The 17,830-nt window shown below is 64.6% G+C and carries 21 protein-coding genes; 11 read left to right on the top strand and 10 right to left on the bottom strand.

All coding sequences use genetic code 11. The features are described from left to right. Positions 1-39 precede the first annotated feature (39 nt). Complete coding sequence (locus D0D28_RS14385) at positions 40-1,368, bottom strand: site-specific integrase (RefSeq protein ID WP_162831066.1); 1,329 nt, start codon at positions 1,366-1,368, stop codon at positions 40-42. 258 nt (positions 1,369-1,626) lie between these two features. Then, the gene (locus D0D28_RS14380) at positions 1,627-2,073 is read right to left on the bottom strand and encodes a helix-turn-helix domain-containing protein (protein WP_162831065.1); all 447 of its coding nucleotides are present in this window, start codon (positions 2,071-2,073) and stop codon (positions 1,627-1,629) included. 132 nt (positions 2,074-2,205) lie between these two features. Between D0D28_RS14380 and D0D28_RS35645 the strand changes: the two genes are divergently transcribed. From D0D28_RS35645 to D0D28_RS14365, 7 genes are all read left to right on the top strand, one after another. Further along, positions 2,206-2,616, top strand: coding sequence for a hypothetical protein (locus D0D28_RS35645; RefSeq protein ID WP_162831064.1), 411 nt, complete (start codon positions 2,206-2,208; stop codon positions 2,614-2,616). Then, on the top strand, positions 2,613-3,857 hold the full coding sequence (locus tag D0D28_RS14375) for an AAA family ATPase (RefSeq protein WP_116110905.1): 1,245 nt from the start codon (positions 2,613-2,615) through the stop codon (positions 3,855-3,857). The genes D0D28_RS35645 and D0D28_RS14375 overlap by 4 nt, the downstream gene beginning before the upstream one ends. Positions 3,858-4,471: 614 nt before the next feature. Continuing rightward, entirely contained in the window at positions 4,472-5,098 is a 627-nt protein-coding gene (locus D0D28_RS35640; RefSeq protein ID WP_162831063.1) for a hypothetical protein, read from the top strand. Positions 5,099-5,539: 441 nt separating this feature from the next. Continuing rightward, positions 5,540-5,899 (top strand): hypothetical protein, encoded by a 360-nt coding sequence (locus tag D0D28_RS35635; RefSeq protein ID WP_162831062.1) that lies wholly within the window; start codon positions 5,540-5,542, stop codon positions 5,897-5,899. 16 nt (positions 5,900-5,915) lie between these two features. After that, positions 5,916-6,044: a hypothetical protein gene (locus D0D28_RS37355; protein WP_275895902.1), complete on the top strand. Its 129-nt coding sequence runs from the start codon at positions 5,916-5,918 to the stop codon at positions 6,042-6,044. Further along, the gene (locus D0D28_RS14370) at positions 6,041-6,601 is read left to right on the top strand and encodes a hypothetical protein (RefSeq protein WP_116110904.1); all 561 of its coding nucleotides are present in this window, start codon (positions 6,041-6,043) and stop codon (positions 6,599-6,601) included. The genes D0D28_RS37355 and D0D28_RS14370 overlap by 4 nt, the downstream gene beginning before the upstream one ends. Before the next feature lie 378 nt (positions 6,602-6,979). Then, positions 6,980-7,351 (top strand): hypothetical protein, encoded by a 372-nt coding sequence (locus tag D0D28_RS14365; protein WP_116110903.1) that lies wholly within the window; start codon positions 6,980-6,982, stop codon positions 7,349-7,351. Positions 7,352-7,404: 53 nt separating this feature from the next. Here D0D28_RS14365 and D0D28_RS14360 read toward each other — a convergent pair whose 3' ends face one another. Genes D0D28_RS14360 through D0D28_RS14350 form a run of 3 tightly spaced genes read right to left on the bottom strand, consistent with a single transcriptional unit; the run spans position 7,405 to position 8,989 of the window. Further along, the gene (locus tag D0D28_RS14360; protein WP_116110902.1) at positions 7,405-8,232 is read right to left on the bottom strand and encodes a helix-turn-helix domain-containing protein; all 828 of its coding nucleotides are present in this window, start codon (positions 8,230-8,232) and stop codon (positions 7,405-7,407) included. A gap of 12 nt (positions 8,233-8,244) precedes the next feature. Then, a complete protein-coding gene (locus D0D28_RS14355; RefSeq protein WP_116110901.1) occupies positions 8,245-8,754 on the bottom strand; it encodes a DUF6879 family protein in 510 nt (169 codons plus the stop codon). Next, the gene (locus tag D0D28_RS14350) at positions 8,747-8,989 is read right to left on the bottom strand and encodes a hypothetical protein (RefSeq protein WP_116110900.1); all 243 of its coding nucleotides are present in this window, start codon (positions 8,987-8,989) and stop codon (positions 8,747-8,749) included. Before D0D28_RS14350 ends, D0D28_RS14355 begins: the two co-directional genes overlap by 8 nt. 546 nt (positions 8,990-9,535) lie before the next feature. Here D0D28_RS14350 and D0D28_RS35630 point away from each other — a divergent pair. After that, the gene (locus tag D0D28_RS35630) at positions 9,536-10,069 is read left to right on the top strand and encodes a hypothetical protein (RefSeq protein WP_162831061.1); all 534 of its coding nucleotides are present in this window, start codon (positions 9,536-9,538) and stop codon (positions 10,067-10,069) included. A gap of 38 nt (positions 10,070-10,107) precedes the next feature. Here the strand turns inward: D0D28_RS35630 and D0D28_RS14335 are convergent, their stop codons facing one another. The 4 genes from D0D28_RS14335 to D0D28_RS14320 form a co-directional block, all read right to left on the bottom strand. Next, the gene (locus D0D28_RS14335) at positions 10,108-10,419 is read right to left on the bottom strand and encodes a hypothetical protein (RefSeq protein ID WP_205413261.1); all 312 of its coding nucleotides are present in this window, start codon (positions 10,417-10,419) and stop codon (positions 10,108-10,110) included. A gap of 11 nt (positions 10,420-10,430) precedes the next feature. After that, positions 10,431-10,613 (bottom strand): hypothetical protein, encoded by a 183-nt coding sequence (locus D0D28_RS14330; RefSeq protein WP_116110897.1) that lies wholly within the window; start codon positions 10,611-10,613, stop codon positions 10,431-10,433. Between the two features lie 803 nt (positions 10,614-11,416). Further along, positions 11,417-12,706, bottom strand: a complete 1,290-nt coding sequence (locus D0D28_RS14325; protein WP_116110896.1) for an SLC13 family permease — start codon at positions 12,704-12,706, stop codon at positions 11,417-11,419. A 265-nt stretch (positions 12,707-12,971) separates the two neighbouring features. Continuing rightward, positions 12,972-13,808 carry an HpcH/HpaI aldolase/citrate lyase family protein gene (locus D0D28_RS14320; protein WP_116110895.1) on the bottom strand — a complete coding sequence of 279 codons (837 nt, stop codon included), beginning with the start codon at positions 13,806-13,808 and terminating at the stop codon, positions 12,972-12,974. A 332-nt stretch (positions 13,809-14,140) separates the two neighbouring features. Between D0D28_RS14320 and D0D28_RS14315 the strand changes: the two genes are divergently transcribed. From D0D28_RS14315 to D0D28_RS14305, 3 genes are all read left to right on the top strand, one after another. Then, positions 14,141-14,953, top strand: coding sequence for an HpcH/HpaI aldolase/citrate lyase family protein (locus tag D0D28_RS14315; RefSeq protein WP_198958238.1), 813 nt, complete (start codon positions 14,141-14,143; stop codon positions 14,951-14,953). A 13-nt stretch (positions 14,954-14,966) separates the two neighbouring features. Then, positions 14,967-16,067, top strand: a complete 1,101-nt coding sequence (locus D0D28_RS14310; RefSeq protein ID WP_116110894.1) for a Glu/Leu/Phe/Val family dehydrogenase — start codon at positions 14,967-14,969, stop codon at positions 16,065-16,067. A 305-nt stretch (positions 16,068-16,372) separates the two neighbouring features. Continuing rightward, positions 16,373-16,810 carry an ester cyclase gene (locus D0D28_RS14305; protein ID WP_116110893.1) on the top strand — a complete coding sequence of 146 codons (438 nt, stop codon included), beginning with the start codon at positions 16,373-16,375 and terminating at the stop codon, positions 16,808-16,810. Between the two features lie 40 nt (positions 16,811-16,850). On the opposite strand, the gene D0D28_RS14300 is transcribed toward D0D28_RS14305, so the two are convergent. After that, positions 16,851-17,705 carry an endonuclease/exonuclease/phosphatase family protein gene (locus tag D0D28_RS14300; RefSeq protein ID WP_205413265.1) on the bottom strand — a complete coding sequence of 285 codons (855 nt, stop codon included), beginning with the start codon at positions 17,703-17,705 and terminating at the stop codon, positions 16,851-16,853. Positions 17,706-17,830 lie beyond the last annotated feature (125 nt).

Raw genomic sequence — 17,830 nt, 5'->3', positions numbered from 1 at the left:
CAGAGGCGTGTGACAACGGTGTGATAACCGGCGTGCCTGTCATGATGTCTTCTTCGCGCGCGGGACGAACGCGGCCACTGCGTCGGCTGCTGCGGCGGCCACCTCGGGATAGACCGACGTGTACGTGTTGGCCGTCGTGGACAGGTTCGCGTGACCCAAGATCTCCTGAACGACTTTCATCTCGACCTTGGCAGCGAGCATGATCGACGCTGCCCCGTGCCTGAGGTCGTGCAGGCGTACAGGCGGGAGGTCGCATTCCTCGATCAGTCGTTCGAACTCGTCAGACACCCAGTCCGGGTGCAGGGGTGAGCCGTCCTCTTGCGTGAACACCTTGCCCGAGTCGACCCATGCCTCACCCCACGCGAGTCGTTCTTTCTTTTGGGCGACTCGGTGTGCACGAAACACCTCCACACCGTCAGTGCCCAGCGGGACGACGCGGCCGCCGGCCTCGGACTTCGGCGTGTCCTCTATTACTCGTCCTTCGACGACCACGCGCTGTCGTTCGATGGTGGCCGATGGGGGTGTGGCGTCCATCGCGCAGTCGAGCCATTCCAGCCCGCAGGCTTCCCCACGACGCAGACCGCGATGCGACAGGAGGAACCACAGCGCAAAGAGACGGTGGTCCTGCACGTGGTCGAGGAACACCCCGAGCTGATCAGGACGCCACACCATTACCGACTGAGGCGGGGGCACGAGGTCACGAGCGCGCTTGTACGACTTGCCCTGCTCGACCAGCTTGGCCACCTCGTCGCGCCAGCGCTTCTCACGCTCGACCGTCCACACCATCGGCTTGGGTGACTTGCCGCTGGGCAGCTTGACGAGCGACGCGACGTTGACCGACACGAGGCCCTCCCTGAGCGCGTCTGAGAGCGCCACGCGCAACGTCGCGCGTATGCGTTGCATCGTCGCCGCAGAGACGTGCTTGACGTTCCTGAGGCGTCCTTTTCGCACCTGCTCGTTGCGCTCGTTGATCGCGTCGAACACGGCGGACACGTGTGCCACCCGAAGATCGCCGAGGCGGAGGTGCCCGAGGTGTGGCGTCCAGTAGCGGTCGATGTGACCTTGGTAGAGAGCACGCGTCTTGCGCTTGATGTCGGTCTTGCCCTTGATCCAGCCGTCCAGGTACTCGCCGACAGTCAGGCGGTCGTTGACGATGATCCCCTTTGACGCTTTCGCCTTGACGTCGTCCATCGCGTCCTGGGCGTCGTCGCGGCTCTCGAACCCACCGCGCAACATCTGACTACGCTTGCCGCCCACACCCACGACCGGAAGCGCGAAGTACCACGTGCCGTGACGGGGGTTCCACGCGCCGTCCGGCCGCTTGAGCTTCGGACACGATCGCCCGAGCTGTCGGCGCTTGCCGTTCACGACCTCGGTGCACCCGCATCGCTTGAAAACCGTTCCCTGAGCCATTCTTCCTCCAGACATAGCAATGGCCCCGTTTCCGGGGCCGATCGCCTTGGGTTTCTGCTTATGCGGCTTGCTTCTCCAGCAAGTCAACGATCTTCTTCACGGTGTCGTCATTGACGCGAGGGAACATCGATCGGCATCGGCACCAACCGCAAAACCCTTCTTTGAGCATGTGGACGGGGGTAAGCCTTGTGCAGCATGCGCATTGCTTCTTCTTCATTTCTCTTCCTTTCCTGTTAGTCGTCGTGCTTGGTCGATCTGGACACTCAGGGATCCGGCGCGTTCCTGGGCGTTGCTGAGACCTTCCACCAGGTCGGCTAACGCCTGTTGCATGTCGTGGAATACCTCGCGCACAGGCTCGCTCGGCAACGTCGCCTCGAACAACTCAGACCGAGAAATCGTTGCCCCACTTGGCATGTCGATGCCTCGGACCTCGACGCCGGGTGTAAGTAGCTGATCCACACCAACACCGAGCACGTGCGCGAACGCGACGAGTTCTACGGCCGTGAAGGCGCGCTTACCTCGCTCGGCCGCCCACACCATCTGTCGCGACCAGTCTTTCTCAAGGTAGTGCCCGAGCTGTTTGCCCAGCTCACCCTGGGTGACCCCGCGCTGTTCTCGTGTCTCGGCGATGTTCGCGCCTATCACGGCTTCGATCTCCATGAGCCTCCCGTTCACCTGTTGTGTCTCGTCACAACTTACCACGTACGCTACGTATTGACAACGTCATGTCTGCATGACAACGTATGAAAACGACGCTCGACAGGGCGGCTACCTGCGGAAACAGGAGGAAACATGGCTAAGAAGCCTATGACGCAAGAAGAACTGCTGGCGTTGCCAGCGATGATCCACTTTCGCCAGGCGTGCAACGCTCTGAACATCGACCCGACCAAGGGTTATCAGTGGGCTCGTGAGGGAACATTCCCGGTTCCAGTGCGTAAGATTGGCGCTCACTATCGCGTGCCGACGGCACCGATCCTCCGATTCCTCGGTATCGAGCGTGATCACACTCACGACACACACGCTTCTACCTTGAACGGGGAGGCGTCTTTCTCACCTGCTGTCAGGCGATCGCTCGACTTCTCGCCCGCTGTGTACGTGAAGACCAAGAGCGGCAAGCGGATCAAGATCGACCCCGACAAGATGTACAGGCGTGGTGGTCGTCGGGTTCTCGGCGCCGACATCATCGCGGAGCGTCAGGCATGACGATCCAGCCTCTGAGCGACGTTCTAGGGCCTGAATATGACACCGACGACGAATCACGCGACGAGCGCCCAGCACTCGCGCAGCGGCGACCTGAGGAGCACCTAATCGCCATCGCACGCACCGACGATGGTCGCGACAATCGATCCGAGCTCGTTGTCGAAGGCGAGGATTTCGAGTGGTTCGACCACAAAGATGAGGGACCGAATTCATGGTACCCACAAAGCCTGTGGGAAGACTTCCTTGATATCGAGGCAGGTTATGACCTCACTCTCATGCCAGATATGGGTTACCGTGAGGATGGGCAATGCCTGATTTACCGAGGTCGGATCAACTGGGTCGCTGGCGAACCTGAGGCGGGCAAGGGATGGTTCGCCCTGATGGTCGCGTTGCAGACGATGGAAGATGGGTGGCCGGTCGTTTATATCGACTTCGACCACACCCGGATGGCGATCCTTCGACGCCTACTCGATATGGGCGCTGATAAAGAAACCCTCCTGAAGTATTTCCACTATGTCAAGCCCGGTACGTCGGTTAGTGATAAAGAGTCGCGGAGCCGATTCGAAGAAGTGATCGGGCGCATTGACCCTGCTCTCGTGATCGTCGATACGGCGACTGAGGCTGCAGTGAACGAAGGTCTTGACCTCATCATGAATCCCAATGACGTGATCGCCTTCAAGCGTCGTCTACTTCAACCCATTATCGACTTCGGCGCGGCAGTTCTCGTGATCGACCACACCGCGCCTGGTCCGATCACCCGTTACCCGATGGGAGCCAAGCATAAAAGGGCCATGACCAATGGTGCCATGTACATGATTCAGCGGGAAGTGCCAATCTCGCCTGGTGGGCGGGGCAAATCCCTGGTGTGGTTGGCGCGGGACAAAGAAGGACAGATTCAGAAGAAGTCTATGCAGAACGCAGGCTATCCCGATATCGAGGGAAACCTCGAACTTGTCGGCATCCTGCGTGCAGATGGCGAAACACGACAGGTCGCTGACCTCGACGTGTACCTAGACATGCCCCAGCCGTCGTCTGGCGCATCTTCCACACCCTCCGGGCGTCGTCACCCCGGTGCGCGTCGACGAGGCTCCACGGGCGGCGTGAATGTTGAAGGCATTAAGGCGTGCTTGGACCGCGACCCGGCCATGAGCAAGAACAAGATTTATGATCAGGTAAAAGGGAATCGTAAGGCCGTGCTTGCCAAGGTGGACGAACTACGAGCTGCGCGTACCACTGAAACCTAGGGTGGTACCAAAATGTTGGTACTGGTATCGGTACTGGTATTGGTACCGGTGCATCGAATCGTCCAGGTGATAAGAGTGGTACCAGTACCGCGACGATACCCCCCTCCTTTAGGAGGGGTATCACGCGTTGGTACTGGTATCACCTATCGCCGATGTGACAGGGTATCGCCAAAGCAAAGAGAGAAGATAATGGGAATCGCTGTTGTGGTCTGGTCGCTCCTAATGCTGCTGACGCAGATCATCGCTCATCTTCGGTTTCGGGGGTGTGGGAAATTAGTGATAACGTCGGACTGACAAATTGGGAGGACACATGCGAATCTACCACGTCGGGTCACTCGACCTATGGGACATGGAAAAGTTCCAAGACCCAAAAACCGGCCAGAAATTCGAAGTCCCAACCTCGCAACTATGTCTCGACTGCTGGACGACCGCGCTTGACGTGGATTCCGAGTTGAAGGTTACGCGCGTCATCCACGATAAGACCTGTCCGCAGGTCGCGTCTCGGAAGGAAGCCTCGCGATGACAAGCCCAGAGCCCAACCCGTTGCGGGACATCTATCGTACGGACCCGGCGAAGAAGGATGAGCCTGCGCCTCGGACGGAACAAATCAAGAAATGACGGACGAGCGTTGTGAGCGCACTGAGCTGCTGGTCAGAGACTGCGCGCATTGCAGGCCGGCCGATCCAGACGAGCGAGATCTCATCCTCATGAGCGTGGCCGATCGATCCACACCCGGGCAGAGGGGCAAAGCCGCGGGGCGTTCGCGCAACCAAGCCAGACTGTTCGCGGCCGACACGGACGCCTCGGACCTTGAGATCGTCGCCCGCTTTCTGCCGTCCGGATTCGTTGATCTGTACTCGCGAGTCCTTGAGATCGAGTTCGGCGCTCACAACCTCGGATCTGCACGACCCGGTAACCCCAACGAGCTGGTGGGTGTGGGCCGAGGATCAGGGCCGCGTCTGTCGACCAGCAAGACCGAGAGTCGCAGCGTGACGCGAACCCACAGCGCCAGCTCGTCGAAAGCCATCATCCGGTCGGAGCGAGCCCTGTGGGGCCGTTATCGCCTCGACCGCAAGCTCAAGCGCATCGTGACCGACCTGCATAACCTCCTGGCCGAGATCGACGGCTCAGACGGCGCACGCCCCGTCAAGCGCCAGTGTGCAGGCAAGTGCCATCAGTTCGGGGAACCGGATTGGCTGTACTGCGCGCGGTGTGGAGGACCGATGCAAGAAGTCGGCTAGTTGCACATCGGCTGATTGCACAACAGATGACGCACTTCTTTTCGCAGGTCACGCGGTGTGTGATCAGGCTGTGTACCCACGCAGCGTCGACCGCGTTCACGTCGCCGACATCGTGACGGTGCAAGGCGGCGCATCCGGCCCTCAGATACTCGCCGCGGCCTGAACGTCGTCCCAACGAGTATTCATGCTCGCCACACCGTTGAGGCACGTCACAGCGACGCTCAGCGCCCGCGCGATGATGCTGACGAACCACCCGGCACCAGTAGGTCCCCGAAGTTCTAATGGTACTCGTTCCCTTTCGGGAGGGGAGTTACCTTCAACAATGGCGACACTGCATTAAGCGCCCACGTCCTCGCAAAACCCCTCAATTTCGATCAAGAATTTGCCAATGTCGGTGCCTTGATGTCAATATTCCGATATCGACATTGTGGAGGTGTGGCAATGGGCGCTCGCGGCAAGGTGCCTGAGTATCAGAAAACGATTCCGCTCAGGTTGAGTCGTTCGACCAATGCGCGTCTTCGCATTTTTGCAGAACTTGACGGTGTCCCTGTTTCATCGCTCATCCGTACCTTCATCAGAGAAGGCTTGGAGAGGCGGACCGTCCCCGAGGACCCATTCGGCAAGACCATCAAACACGCCCTTGAGACCGTGTCTCAGCTGGACCCGCGGCTGCTCAAAAGCAGGGATGCGCCGAGTGCTCGTCTGCGCGCGGTTGTCGAGGAATACAAGAAGCAAATCGCTGAGGAAATCATGAAGGGAGACTCTGATGCCACACCAGGAGTCAAGCGGCGCCGAGCGTGAATATCACCTTGGCATCATGCATCGTGAACTCGTCAAGGTGGAGCAGGCCATTACGGAGGCAGAGCAGCGCAAGGCTCGCATGGGAGCAGCCGGGGTGCCCAAGGACATGGCCGAGCGTTTCCCGGCACTGAAGGGTGATCGATGATGGAAGAACTCGTGAACTCGCGGCGACTGGCGGATATGCGTCTGTTCGCCGAATCGGTCGCGCTGTCGCCGATGAGCCGGCGCGCCGTCGATCAGGCCATCGGTCGCATCGAGACGCAGTGGTTGCAGCGCAAGCAGGAGCAGTACAGCAAAGCCCTTGCGATGCGCGATCGGCAGCACGCGGAAGTTGTCGAGGTTGCGACAGCCACTGCGCAGAGCGCCAAGGAAATCCTGTCCAAGGTGACTGACGGACTCATGAGCCCGGAGGAAGGGCGGGCGTGGCTGCGCGACGTGTTCAGCTATCACGACCAACTGACCAAGCAGCACGCGGCGATCGCGGAAATGGAACCCTCGTTGGCCGAGTTCGAAGCCAAGAGTGTGGACGACTTCCAGGACGAGTGTTTCCAGCGTTTCCCGTCTGATCGCGAGCACACGCCGACCCTGCAGCAGGCCGTGGAAGAGTATGTCGCGGAGGCGAAGCATCGGGCGGCCGTTCGTGCCCGTCCTGTGGCACCTGGCGCGGTCGACCCGTCGCAGCTCACGCATCCGGACGCCTGATGAACGTAGACGACATGTCCGACGAGCAGGTGCGGGCTGCGCTCAAGGCTGTCTTAGAAGTCCACGGCCGGTACACCGGATCCGATCACTGCGTCGCCACCAATGGCTGCGACAAGTGGCCATGCTCAACGGTGCGGGCCGTCGACAGGGCCATACAAGCTAACTGAATACGTCTCGTTCCCCCTCTCCTTCCGAGACGGCCAAGGCCCCCGATACCTCAGACCCTGTCGGGGGTTCTTGGTGGACCTGCGCATGTGCCGCACGCGTGATTCGTCGCGGTGCGTCCGTCGAGGCGTCAGCGGCGATCTGAGGGCTGGACAGACCGACTTATGGGGGCATATATTTCTTCACATAAGCTACAAGTGTCGGAGGGACGTCATGGACGAGGCTGCCGCAGTGTTGAACGCGTGGTCAGATGCTTTGAGCGCTGCGAGTGCGGTGCTCAGACAGCACGCCTTGGCGCTGAGCCCGGCTGTAGAGGCGCGGGCCTTGAGTGCCGTTGACCGAGCGCGGATCATGAACCCGCAGTTGGGGCCGCGTCAAGCGGAGATCATCACTCTGCTCGATGAGTTGTATCCCAAGGGGGCGGACACGGGATACCTCCACCGCAAGATGAACTACGACCAGCCCAACGTTTACTTGACGCTCAAAGGTCTCATTCAGCAAGGCATCGTGGAGAAGGACGCCACGACACGCCCACACCTGTACCGGCTGACCGACGACTTCATGAAGCCGGATGATCAGTCCTGATCGTTCGTCAGAAAGCGCCTGTTCCACACCTGGTCGGAGGGTGTGTGATCAGCCTATGAGGCGGCTCGTACCGACATCAGCAGCTCGCGGGCCTCGGTGCCTTCTGCGGCGCAGTCCCACAACAAGTCCGTGAGCCGGTTGTAGACGGTGATCTCGTCAGGGTCGTGCAAGATCACTTCACCGTGCGTCTGCTCGATCATCACCAGGTCGTCCACAACCCAGTACCCGTGCGTGAGGGGATAGGGCAGTTGCACGTGCGGCTTGATGATGCCGAAGCGCACGTTGGGCATTCCGATGGTGGCGATCAAGCGGTGGATCTGCCCGACCATCACATCGGGCGGGGCGATCGGGTGGATGAGCGCTGAGTACGACATCAAGATCTCGATGGTCTTGCCGGGTTCGTACAACACCTGCTGACGCCGCATCCGGGCCTTCACGCCTTCGTCCACGTCGCGTGCCCCGTGCAACTTCGAGACGGCCTCCAGGACGTACCTCGCGTAGTCGGCGTTCTGGAGTACGCCGGGGACCACGCCGATATCGACCGCGCGTATGACCTTTGCCCGAGCCTCGCGGAGGGCTGACTCTTCCTGCCGTGCTTTGTGGCCGGCGCGGAGGCGTTCCTTCCACGCGATGTGCTCGGCGTCGAGGTCAGCCAGTTCCAGTCGGAGTTGTGTGGCGACCTTGGCGGACACGCCGAGCCCGGCGATCCATTCCTCAAGGTCGGCCGAGGTCATGGCCTGACGGCCCTTCTCGATCTTCGATACCTTGGGCGGATTCCAGCCGATCTGGGCCGCGGCTTCCTTGCCGTTGAGCCCAGCTTCCTCGCGGATCTGACGCAGGCGTTCGCCGAACTTGGCTCGTCGCTGCTCGAAGGTCGCCACACCTCTCCTACGTCAGGTCGTTGCGAACGGGCGTGCCTCCTCCCATGCTAGAGCACGAATTTCGCGAAATCTCGCCACGGTGTGGAAATCGCGGATGACCTCGGCGTACTCGAACCCCTCAGGCCCGAAGTGCATCAGGGCGACCCACTCGTCATCGAACAGCCAGAAATCCTGATCGGGTAGGTCCAACTCACGGCGGCGTGCTTCGGGCATAAGGCGCACGTCCTCACCTGCCGCGATGTTGAGTGGCGTCAAGGCAAGCTCGAACTGTAGGTAGTCAGTAAGAGGGTCGGTCAGGACGCGGACACGTGAGTACCGTCGCCCGGCTGCTGTGTTCGCGCGAACCTCGGCCAGCCAGCCCTGTACGAACGTGGTGTCCGGTTCCTCACCGGAGAGGAACTGTCGCAGGGGTTCCTGCTCGTACGGTTCGCGGTAGACCCCCTGCGCTTCCCAGCGAAACGCCGTGCGGGTGAACGACGAGAACGCCTTCGTCCACGCCTCGCCAGACAAGCGTTCACCCATGGTCGAACAGGCGCACAAGGTTTGCGGGAATCTCCACCGCGTCTTCCCAGTCGGGCATCCCGGCCGCCTTGAGCTGGGCCATTGCGTCCGGATCCTTGATCTTCCAACCCTGCACGACGTAGCTGCCCCGACTGGTCTTGAACACGCTGGGACAGTTGCCGCCGACGCTGTCGGCGTCCTTGCCGAGGAACGTCAGCTCGCCCAACGGCTCGTTGAGCTTGGCCGGTTCGGTCATGTCGCCCTCCTGTTGATCTGGGTGCTCCGAGCATGACACAGAGGCCGGTGCTGTTGATTGCGCCAATCGTGTGGTTGTACGATGAAATTTCGAGAAATCGAGATGCGATTGGGCGAAATCATGATGCTGGCGCGACCGACGTCCACGGCTGTCGTGGGCGGTATCGAGCACATCGTTGTTGAGGGAGTGGTCCTCCCCGGCGAGGTCGTGCGCTTCGCGTGCGGGGCAACGTACGTCGTCGGGGCTGGGCGGAAGTGGGAACCGGCCGGTGCGTGCCAGCCCTGCTTAGAGGGGCCGTGATCATGCTGCCCGCGATGCCCACACCCGGGATGCGGGTCCGGCGCGAACATCCGCGCCACGAGGCGTGGGAGTACGGCCGGGTGCTTCCCTATGGCTGGCTCGACGAGACAACTGGCAAGTGGCGGCACGGAACATTGTTCCCGGTGCAATGGGACTCGTGCGGCATTGTCAGCCTCGAAACCACGTCCAGCGTTTCGAGCGCGGACCCGTCAGAGTCAAGACCTGCTCGTAAGTGAGCCCGCGCGGGTGATCTCGCAGCACTTGCGCCACAGTCAACAGCTCCGTGGTTCGACCTATCACCAGCTTGATCGTGTCGTGAAAGACGTGGGGGATCGGTCCACACCCAAGTTCGCGGTGGATTTCCGCGGCCTGCTTAAGGTCGTGCCGCCCGTAGATCTTCATGCAGTCTTCGAGGTCGTCGAAGCCCGAGCACAACGACTCGGCTATCGGACCGGCGAGGTAAGTCCGGATTGTGTCGAGCGAGTCCGCCCCGTGATCTTTACGACGGCGCACGTACCCCTCTTCGCGGCCAGCCTGTACGAACTCGAACGGGATGCCCAGGGCAAGGTGTGCGACGACGTGACCCGCCTCGTGGACATGTGCGCTGGTCAGACGCCGTCGAAACATCATCGCGTCATCGTCGCACGTGCGCATCCACACCTGAGGGCGATTGTGGCGCCTCTGCACGTGCTCGCTGGTGTCGTCACTCGTTCGTCGCATCGCAGCCGCCGTACGGACGATCTCAGCGCCGGTCTGCACAAGCAAACGAGCCGTCTCTGACAAAAGGCGCCCGAAGGCGCCAGTTGTCGTGGTGTGGATCAGGCGGTCTTGCGTGCGCGACGTGCGGGAGCAGACGTCTCGACGTCTTCGGCCTCGTCGGCGACGTCTTCAACCTCAGGCTCGGCGGCAACCCTCGCGGCCTGGCGCGCCTCCTCCCGCTCCTTCTTCCACGTGGTGAAGTGGGTCTTCATCGGGCCCACATCCTTGGGTGCGAACGCGTAGCGGCCGCCGGAGCCGGCGTTGCTGTAGTGCTCGCTCGCGCGGAGGAACACGCGAAGCTCCTTTGGCGTGGTGCCCAACGCCTCAGCGACCTGCTTGGTCGTCAGCGTCTCGACCTTCTTCTCGGCCATGAATGATCTCCCTACTCGTTGAACAGGTCGTAGTCGTCGTGCAGCGATTCCTCGGTCACGCGGTAGATCACTTCGCCGTCGGGCTGTTCGATCGTCGCGCCCAAACCCAGCCCGTCGGCTGCGAAGCGGCACAGGCCAAGGTCGGTGTCGCGGGCATAGACATGCCCGTCGGGCCGTCGAACGAGGTACAGCATCGCGTCTCCTTGGTGGCGAGGAGGCAGCAACGTAAGACGCGATGACCAGCGAAGTCAGGTGATCCATGGGAAGTTGTGACCCTGCGTCGCCAAGGTCTCCGCCATGCCTACGCGAGGGCAGGCGATTGTGTTCACCAGTGTGACAACACACGTACTCATCACGTGTCATGAGTGGGCGTGTCCCGGAAGCCGCATCTTGCAACCTACCTGCGAAGTTCGCTTCTGCTGTCATGCTCGGTCATACGTCGTCAGGTAGACGAATACTCACTTGTAAACAGCAGGTCAGGGGTTCGAGCCCCCTAGTCGGCTCCCCGGCCGACCAGGGTGTTCCCCTGTGGTGGGAAACACCCTGGTCCGGGCCCGTCTCAGTGGTTCGTTCCGGCCGGTACCGAAGCGGCGGCCGGCTCGTCGTTTGTCGGTGCCGATGGCCTCGCCCCACCGCGCACGCCGTTTCGCCGCCCGCGAGCCGACGCCGAAGATCGCCATCGCGTCGTCGACGGTCAGAGGTTCGATCTCGGCCTCTTCGATCTTCGGCGCGAGACGCGGAGTGCGACGTGGAGCTGTTGCAGATTGCCGGCTTGGTGCCTTCCTGCCGCAGGCACCGCCGTGGATGAGGCGAGGTTGCCAACCGTCCCTGCGTCAGCAGGGGGACCACGGACGTGCGCACGGTGGCGGCGAGGACTGCCTGCAGCGGGTCGCGCTGCTCCGCAGCCGAGGACAGGCCCTCCGGCACCGGCAGGAGCAGATGATCGAAACGCATTCCCGCGGTCTCGCTCGCCTCGGCTGGCTTGGGCACCCCGGACTCACGCCAGCAGGAAGTACCGCAGCCACAGGTACGGCGCCGCGAGGGTGACGGTGATCAGCGTGACCACCGCGCCCTTGCGGGTGAACTCCCAGAACGTGATGGGCGTTCCCTCGCGCGCGGCGATTCCCAGCATCACCACGTTCGCGCTGGCGCCGATCGCCGTCAGGTTGCCTCCGAAGTCCGCGCCCAGCGCCAGCGCCCACCACAGCGCCTGGCCCTGCCCGGGGTCCGGCAGGTCCGCCACCATGCCCGCGACCAGCGGGCTCATCGTCGCCACGTAGGGGATGTTGTCGATGATCCCGGAGAGCACCGCGGAGACCACCAGGATCAGCATCACGGCCAGCAGGGCCCGCCCGCCGGTCGCGTCCGCCGCGAGTCGCGCCAGGTGGCCGATCACGCCGGTGTGCACGAGCGCTCCGATCATGATGAACAGGCCCGCGAAGAACAGCAGCGTCTCCCACTCGACCGCGGCCAGGTAGTCCTTCGGCCGGCTGCCCGAGACCAGCACGAGGATCCCGGCACCCAGCAGCGCCACGACCGACGGGTCCAGGTGGAACACCGAGTGCCCGATGAAGCCGGCGAACACCAGCGCCAGCACGACGCCGCACTTGACCAGCAGCCGCTTGTCACGGATGGCTTCGCGCTCGTCGAGGGTCATCACCTCGGCGATGCGCTGCGCGTCGGCGTCGAACGAGCCACGGAACAGCCACCGCAGCACCAGTGCCAACACGGCGACCTCGACCACCACGATCGGCGCCATGTGGACGAGGAAGTCGTTGAACGTCAGCCCGGCCCGGCTGCCGATGATGATGTTCGGCGGATCGCCGATCAGCGTCGCGGCGCCGCCGATGTTCGACGCGAACACCTCCGCGATCAGGAACGGCACCGGGTTGATCCCGAGCCGGTCGCAGACCAGCAGCGTCACCGGCGCGATCAACAGGACGGTGGTGACGTTGTCCAGGAACGCCGACGCCACGGCCGTGAGCAGCACCAGCAGGACCATCACCCGCAGCGGCGAGCCCCGCGCGCGCTTGACCGCCCAGATCGCGGTGAACTCGAAGGCACCGGTGCGGCGCAGGATCCCGACGATGATCATCATCCCGAGCAGCAGGAAGATGACGTCCCAGTCGACGCCGGTGTCGTGCGAGTAGAACGCCTCGTCCGAGCCGACCACGCCGGCCGCCAGCACGATCCCGGCGAAGCCCAGCGCCGCGGCCGTCTTCGGGATGCGTTCCGTCGCGATGAGCAGGTACGCCACCGCGAACACGGCGATCGCGAGCACGGTCACCGCGCACCGCCTGGCGCGGAGCCAGCCCCAGCAACCGGGCCGCCGCGAGAGCACCCGGATCCGACGCGACCAGCGGGGTCCCAGGTCCTTGCCGGAATCCTGACGAGCACCACCGAGCCACTCCTGCCGTCGACCTACCGCCCGGCCCTGCTGGGGACGGGTGTGCCGACCAGACTTCCCGGCGCGCCGCCCGTAAAAATGCCGTACGGAGGCGGGCGGGGCAAACGAGGGTGACCTCGCTCACCGGCGGGACACCAGGGGCGGCTCAGCCGTGTTCGAGCAGGCGCCGGGCACGTTCGACGATCGGCTTGTCGATCATGTTGCCGTGCAAATCGGTGCTCGCGCCGTCGGTGGCCGATTCGAGCACTCCGCGCGCCCACGCGAGGGCCTCCTCGGTCGGGGCGAGGACCTCGTGGATCACGGAGATCTGGGCCGGGTGGATGCACATCCGGCCGGTGAAGCCGAGCCGCGCGGCGTGCCGGGTGTCCTCGACGAGCTTGCGTTCGTCCCGGATGGCGATAGTGACGCCGTCGAGCGGGGGTGCGACCCCCGCCGCGGCAGACGCGAGGACGACGGCCGACCGAGCGTGCGCCAGCCCGAGATGATCGCCGTGGTCGACGCCCAGCTCCTGCGCGAGATCCCCGTTGCCGAACGCGACGCGGACGACTCCCGGCACCGAGCAGATCGCCCGTGCCTCGAGGATGCCCGCGGCCGTTTCCAGCGTTGGCACCACGCAGGAACCCTCCGGCAGGCGATCGATCAGGTCGCGGACCTGGTCCGGTCCCGTGGCCTTGGGCAGCACGACCGAGCAGGGCCCGTCCTTGAGGGCGGCGACGTCGTCCTCGTACCAAGGGCTCGTCGCGTCGTTCACGCGTACCAGGCCCGGCCCGCCCGTGGCCCGCCATTGCCGGACGTTCTCCCTGGCCTCGTCCTTGCGGCCGGGTGCGACGGCGTCCTCCAGGTCGAGGACGATGCCGTCCGCGCCGCTGGTCGCGGCCTTGCCGAACCGGTCCGGGCGATCGCCGGGTACGAACAGGATGGTGCGCGCGGAGGCGATCCGGCCGAAATCCGCCGAGAAGTCCCTGTCTCGGTGCTCGTTCATCGGCAAACCCCTTCGAACCGGTCAGCGAACTGATCATGCCGTCTATTGAAACGATGGTAGGTGCGCGACACGTGGTGGGACAAGCCGCGTTGCGGTCGGACGCGTCGGGCGGATCGGTTGAAATCGGTTCCGGGAAACGTTCGCGAAAATCGACGGCCGACATTTCCCGGAATGTGTCGGTTGAATTCACCGTGGCCGACTCTGGGTGTTCGAGCTGCGGTGACGCGCTCGGAGTCGGTGGAACGAAACTCGACTCCATGGCCCGCGGAAATCTCGCGATGACATTCTTCGGTATCAACGGAAATCCCGACGGAGGTTGTGTCATGACGGCGATGTCCGAATCCCTCGCACGGGCGCGATCGGTGCTGTTCGTGCCTGGCCACCGGCCGGACCGCTTCGACAAGGCGGCCGCGACCACCGCCGACACCATCGTCCTCGACCTGGAGGACGCGGTCGGTCCCGACGAGAAGCCCGTCGCGCGCAAGAACGTCGCCGAGTGGCTCGCCGGTGGCGGACAGGGCATCGTCCGGATCAACGACGCCGACACCTCCTGGTACTCCGACGACGTCGCGATGCTCGCGGAGCGGCAGGCAGCGGTGATGCTGCCGAAGATCACCCACCCCGGTCAGGTGGTCGACCTGGTCCGCGCGCTCGCGCCTGGTTCGTGCGTGATCGCGATCCTGGAGACCGCGGCGGGAGTGCTCAACGCGCAGTCGATCTGCTCCGTGCCAGGCGTGGTCCGGGCCGCGTTCGGGAACGCCGATCTCGGGAGTGAGCTGGGGTTGGACCCGGCGCACCAGGCGTCGCTGGTCCACGCCCGCGCGCAGGTCGTGCTCGGGTCCGCGGCCGCCGGGATCGTGCCCCCCATCGACGGCGCGACGCTCGACCTCACCGACCGGGACGTGATCACCGCCGACGCGACACATGCGGCGGAGCTGGGCTTCACCGGCAAGGTCTGTCTGCACCCCAGGCAGGTCGACGTGGTCAACGCGGTCTTCACGCCCTCGCCCGAGGCGATCGAGTGGGCCCGCCGGGTTCTCGCCGCCGCGGACAGCGGTGGCTCGATCAAGGCCGTGGACAACCAGATCGTCGGCAAACCGATCATCGACCGGGCCAAGCGGTTGCTGGCGCAGGCCGGTTGCTAGCCGGGGAGGTCGGATGCACCAGGGCGTGTTCGAACGTCGGTCAGGACACGAGCAGGTGGTGTTCTGCCAGGACAGCGAGTCGGGGTTGCGGGCGATCATCGCCATCTATTCGACCGCGCTCGGACCGGCGTTGGGCGGGACCAGGTTCCACCCGTACCCGTCGGAGGAAGCCGCGCTGGCCGACGTTCTCGAGCTGGCCAAGGGCATGGCCTACAAGAACGCCGTGGCCGGGCTTCCCCACGGTGGCGGCAAGGCCGTGATCATCGGCGACCCGCGAGTGGACAAGTCAGACGCCCTCCTGCGTTCGTACGGCCGGTTCGTCGAGTCTCTGCACGGCACGTACATCACCGCCTGCGATGTCGGCACCACAGTGCGGGACATGGACGTCGCAGCTCAGGAGTCGCATTACGTCCTCGGCCGCTCACGAGCCGACGGTGGTGCCGGCGATTCGTCGGTGCTGACGGCGTTCGGGGTCTACCGAGCGATGCTCGCGTGCGCCGAGTACCGGTGGGGCACGCCGTCGGTGAAGGGGCTGCGGATCGCGGTCTCGGGTGTCGGCAAAGTCGGGTCGCTGCTGGCCAAACTCCTCGTCGAGCAGGGCGCGCGGGTGGTCGTCCACGACGGCGACTTCGAGGCGGTGCGGCGCCTGCGCCTGGCTCGTCCCGAGATCCGCGCCGCGGTCGACGGGCCTGCCCTCATGCGCACGAAGGCGGACATCTTCGCACCCTGCGCCCTGGGCGGGGTCCTCGACGAACAGGCGGTGGGACTGCTGGGTTCGGAGATCGTCTGCGGCGCGGCCAACAACCAGCTCGCCGAGCCGGCAATCGCGAAGGAGCTGCACGATCGCGGCGTGCTGTACGCGCCGGACTACGTGGTGAACGCCGGCGGGGTCATCCAGGTGGCGGACGAGTTGCACGGGTTCACCTTCCAGCGGGCCAAACGCCGCGCCGCGAAGATCTTCGAAGCGACGCGGTACGTGCTGGAACTGGCCGACGAGGAGGGCTTGCCGCCTGCCACGGCGGCGGACCGGGTCGCGGAACGCCGGATGGCGGAGGCACGACAGCGCACCGCACGGGCCCGGGAGCGGGTCGAGGCACCCACGGGCACCGGGTAACACCGCCCGCCGGCGGGGCGACTTCCGGCACTGGCCGGGCCCGAGCGGAGGTGCCATGCGGAAGCGACCCGCGACGCGGAAAGTGGTGGTCGGGCGCTGGGCGTGGGTGCTCAGCCCGGCCACCCACAGCCTCGGGCCACTGGCGCTGGCCGTGCGCCGCATCGGACACCACCGCCCGGGTGGGGCGATGAAGAGCCCAAATCCTCTGGCCGCCATGCGCGCCGCGGGTGTCCACTGCGGGACGCGGCCGCGGCAGGAGTCAGCGGGCGCCGCCCGCTCGGGCGTGGCCGGAAGGAGGCAGCTCGATGACTTCCGACGAGCGGCGGGAGCGCTTGCGCCGCGTGCTGGACCTGATGTGGAACCAGGGCGAGCTCGACGCCTGCGAAGACCTCTGCGCGCCGCACTGCACGTTCCACGATCCGAACTTCGAGGTGGACGGGGTGGCCGGGTTCAAGCGCCAGGTCAGCGACCTGCGCACGGCCAACCCCGACCTGCACATGGACATCCACGACGTGCTCGTCGACGGCGACCTGTGCGCGATGCGGTTCACGGTGGGCGGCACGTCGCGGGCGGAGTTCCGCGGCCTGCCCGCCACCGGCAAGACGTACGTGATGACCGGCATGATGTGCGGCAAGTGGGCCGACGACCGCCTGGTCGAGATGTGGGTCAACTACGACCTGCTGGGCGCGTTGCAGCAGCTCGGCATCATCTCGGAGATGGCGCCGCGGGAGACGGCGGGCTGAAGTGGTGGGCGCTGCGCGGTCCGTGCAGCGCCCACCAGCCTCAGCGCAGCCGCACCAGCGCCTGCACCGGCACGTGGTCGGACGGGTAGCGGCCGTCCACGCGGAACGTGTTGATCGCCGCCGCCAGGACCGACACCCGCGAGTTCGCCAGGACCCAGTCGATGCGGTTGGCGCCCAGCACCGGCTCGCGGTAGTTCGGGAACGTGCCCCACTCCGGCGTCAGCTGCTTCGCGGCGGTGCGCCACGTGTCGGACAGCCCGCTCTCGACCAGCGTCCGGTACGACACCGAGTCCGCCGGGGTGTTGAAGTCGCCGGTCAGCACCACCGGCAGCGCCGGGTCGAAGCCGGCGATCCGGTCGCGCACCAGGGCCGCGCTGCGCTGCCGCGCGTTCTCCGACTGGTGGTCGAAGTGCGTGTTGACGTGCACGAACTCCTTGCCGGTGCGGGCATCCCGGAACCGCACCCAGGTCACCATGCGCACCACGTTGTTGCCCCAGGTCTTCGACCCGATCACGTACGGCGTGTCGGACAGCCAGAAGTGGTCGAAGTCGATCGGCTCGACGCGGCGGGTGTCGTAGTAGATGCTCATGAACTCGCCGCGCCCACCGCCCTCACGGCCCAGCCCGATCCACTCGTAGTGCTTGGGCAGGTCGGCCGCGATCTGCTTGACCTGGTGGTACAGGCCCTCCTGGATGCCCAGCACGGTCGGCTGCTCGATCTCCAGGAACCGCGCGATCACCGGCCGCCGGTCGGTCCACGAGTCCGGCGTGCCCGGCGCGGCCTTGGTGTCCAGGCGGATGTTGAACGTGGTCACGTGCAGGGTGTCGCCGGACGCGCGGCCGATGACCGCCTCGTCGGTCCGGGCCTGCGCCCCGTTCGCGGTCATCAGCGTCACCGCACCCGCGCCGGCGAGACCAAGTGCACCCCTTCGAGTGATGTCAGACATGTGGCGCACTTTGTCCGTTCCGCGTGTGGCGGCGCCGACCGTCAGGCAACACCCGGGCGAACAACGCGCGTCGA

It is taken from the genome of Amycolatopsis ruanii (genome assembly GCF_003385175.1).
GTDB classification, from domain to species: domain Bacteria; phylum Actinomycetota; class Actinomycetes; order Mycobacteriales; family Pseudonocardiaceae; genus Amycolatopsis_E; species Amycolatopsis_E thermalba.
The sequence above is the reverse complement of the archived record's forward strand: the minus strand, read 5'-3'. Positions and strand labels throughout refer to the sequence as shown.

Excerpts from the sequence above, each read along its gene's own strand:
- D0D28_RS14305 (WP_116110893.1), top strand. The coding sequence starts at position 16,373 with ATGACTTCCGACGAGCGGCGGGAGCGCTTGCGCCGCGTGCTGGACCTG.
- D0D28_RS14375 (WP_116110905.1), top strand. The coding sequence starts at position 2,613 with ATGACGATCCAGCCTCTGAGCGACGTTCTAGGGCCTGAATATGACACC.
- D0D28_RS35635 (WP_162831062.1), top strand. The coding sequence starts at position 5,540 with ATGGGCGCTCGCGGCAAGGTGCCTGAGTATCAGAAAACGATTCCGCTC.
- D0D28_RS37355 (WP_275895902.1), top strand. The coding sequence starts at position 5,916 with ATGCATCGTGAACTCGTCAAGGTGGAGCAGGCCATTACGGAGGCAGAG.
- D0D28_RS35645 (WP_162831064.1), top strand. The coding sequence starts at position 2,206 with ATGGCTAAGAAGCCTATGACGCAAGAAGAACTGCTGGCGTTGCCAGCG.
- D0D28_RS14320 (WP_116110895.1), bottom strand. The coding sequence starts at position 13,808 with ATGAACGAGCACCGAGACAGGGACTTCTCGGCGGATTTCGGCCGGATC.
- D0D28_RS14330 (WP_116110897.1), bottom strand. The coding sequence starts at position 10,613 with ATGCTGTACCTCGTTCGACGGCCCGACGGGCATGTCTATGCCCGCGAC.
- D0D28_RS14365 (WP_116110903.1), top strand. The coding sequence starts at position 6,980 with ATGGACGAGGCTGCCGCAGTGTTGAACGCGTGGTCAGATGCTTTGAGC.
- D0D28_RS35640 (WP_162831063.1), top strand. The coding sequence starts at position 4,472 with ATGACGGACGAGCGTTGTGAGCGCACTGAGCTGCTGGTCAGAGACTGC.
- D0D28_RS14310 (WP_116110894.1), top strand. The coding sequence starts at position 14,967 with ATGCACCAGGGCGTGTTCGAACGTCGGTCAGGACACGAGCAGGTGGTG.
- D0D28_RS14335 (WP_205413261.1), bottom strand. The coding sequence starts at position 10,419 with ATGGCCGAGAAGAAGGTCGAGACGCTGACGACCAAGCAGGTCGCTGAG.
- D0D28_RS14350 (WP_116110900.1), bottom strand. The coding sequence starts at position 8,989 with ATGACCGAACCGGCCAAGCTCAACGAGCCGTTGGGCGAGCTGACGTTC.
- D0D28_RS14315 (WP_198958238.1), top strand. The coding sequence starts at position 14,141 with ATGTCCGAATCCCTCGCACGGGCGCGATCGGTGCTGTTCGTGCCTGGC.
- D0D28_RS14380 (WP_162831065.1), bottom strand. The coding sequence starts at position 2,073 with ATGGAGATCGAAGCCGTGATAGGCGCGAACATCGCCGAGACACGAGAA.
- D0D28_RS14370 (WP_116110904.1), top strand. The coding sequence starts at position 6,041 with ATGATGGAAGAACTCGTGAACTCGCGGCGACTGGCGGATATGCGTCTG.
- D0D28_RS14355 (WP_116110901.1), bottom strand. The coding sequence starts at position 8,754 with ATGGGTGAACGCTTGTCTGGCGAGGCGTGGACGAAGGCGTTCTCGTCG.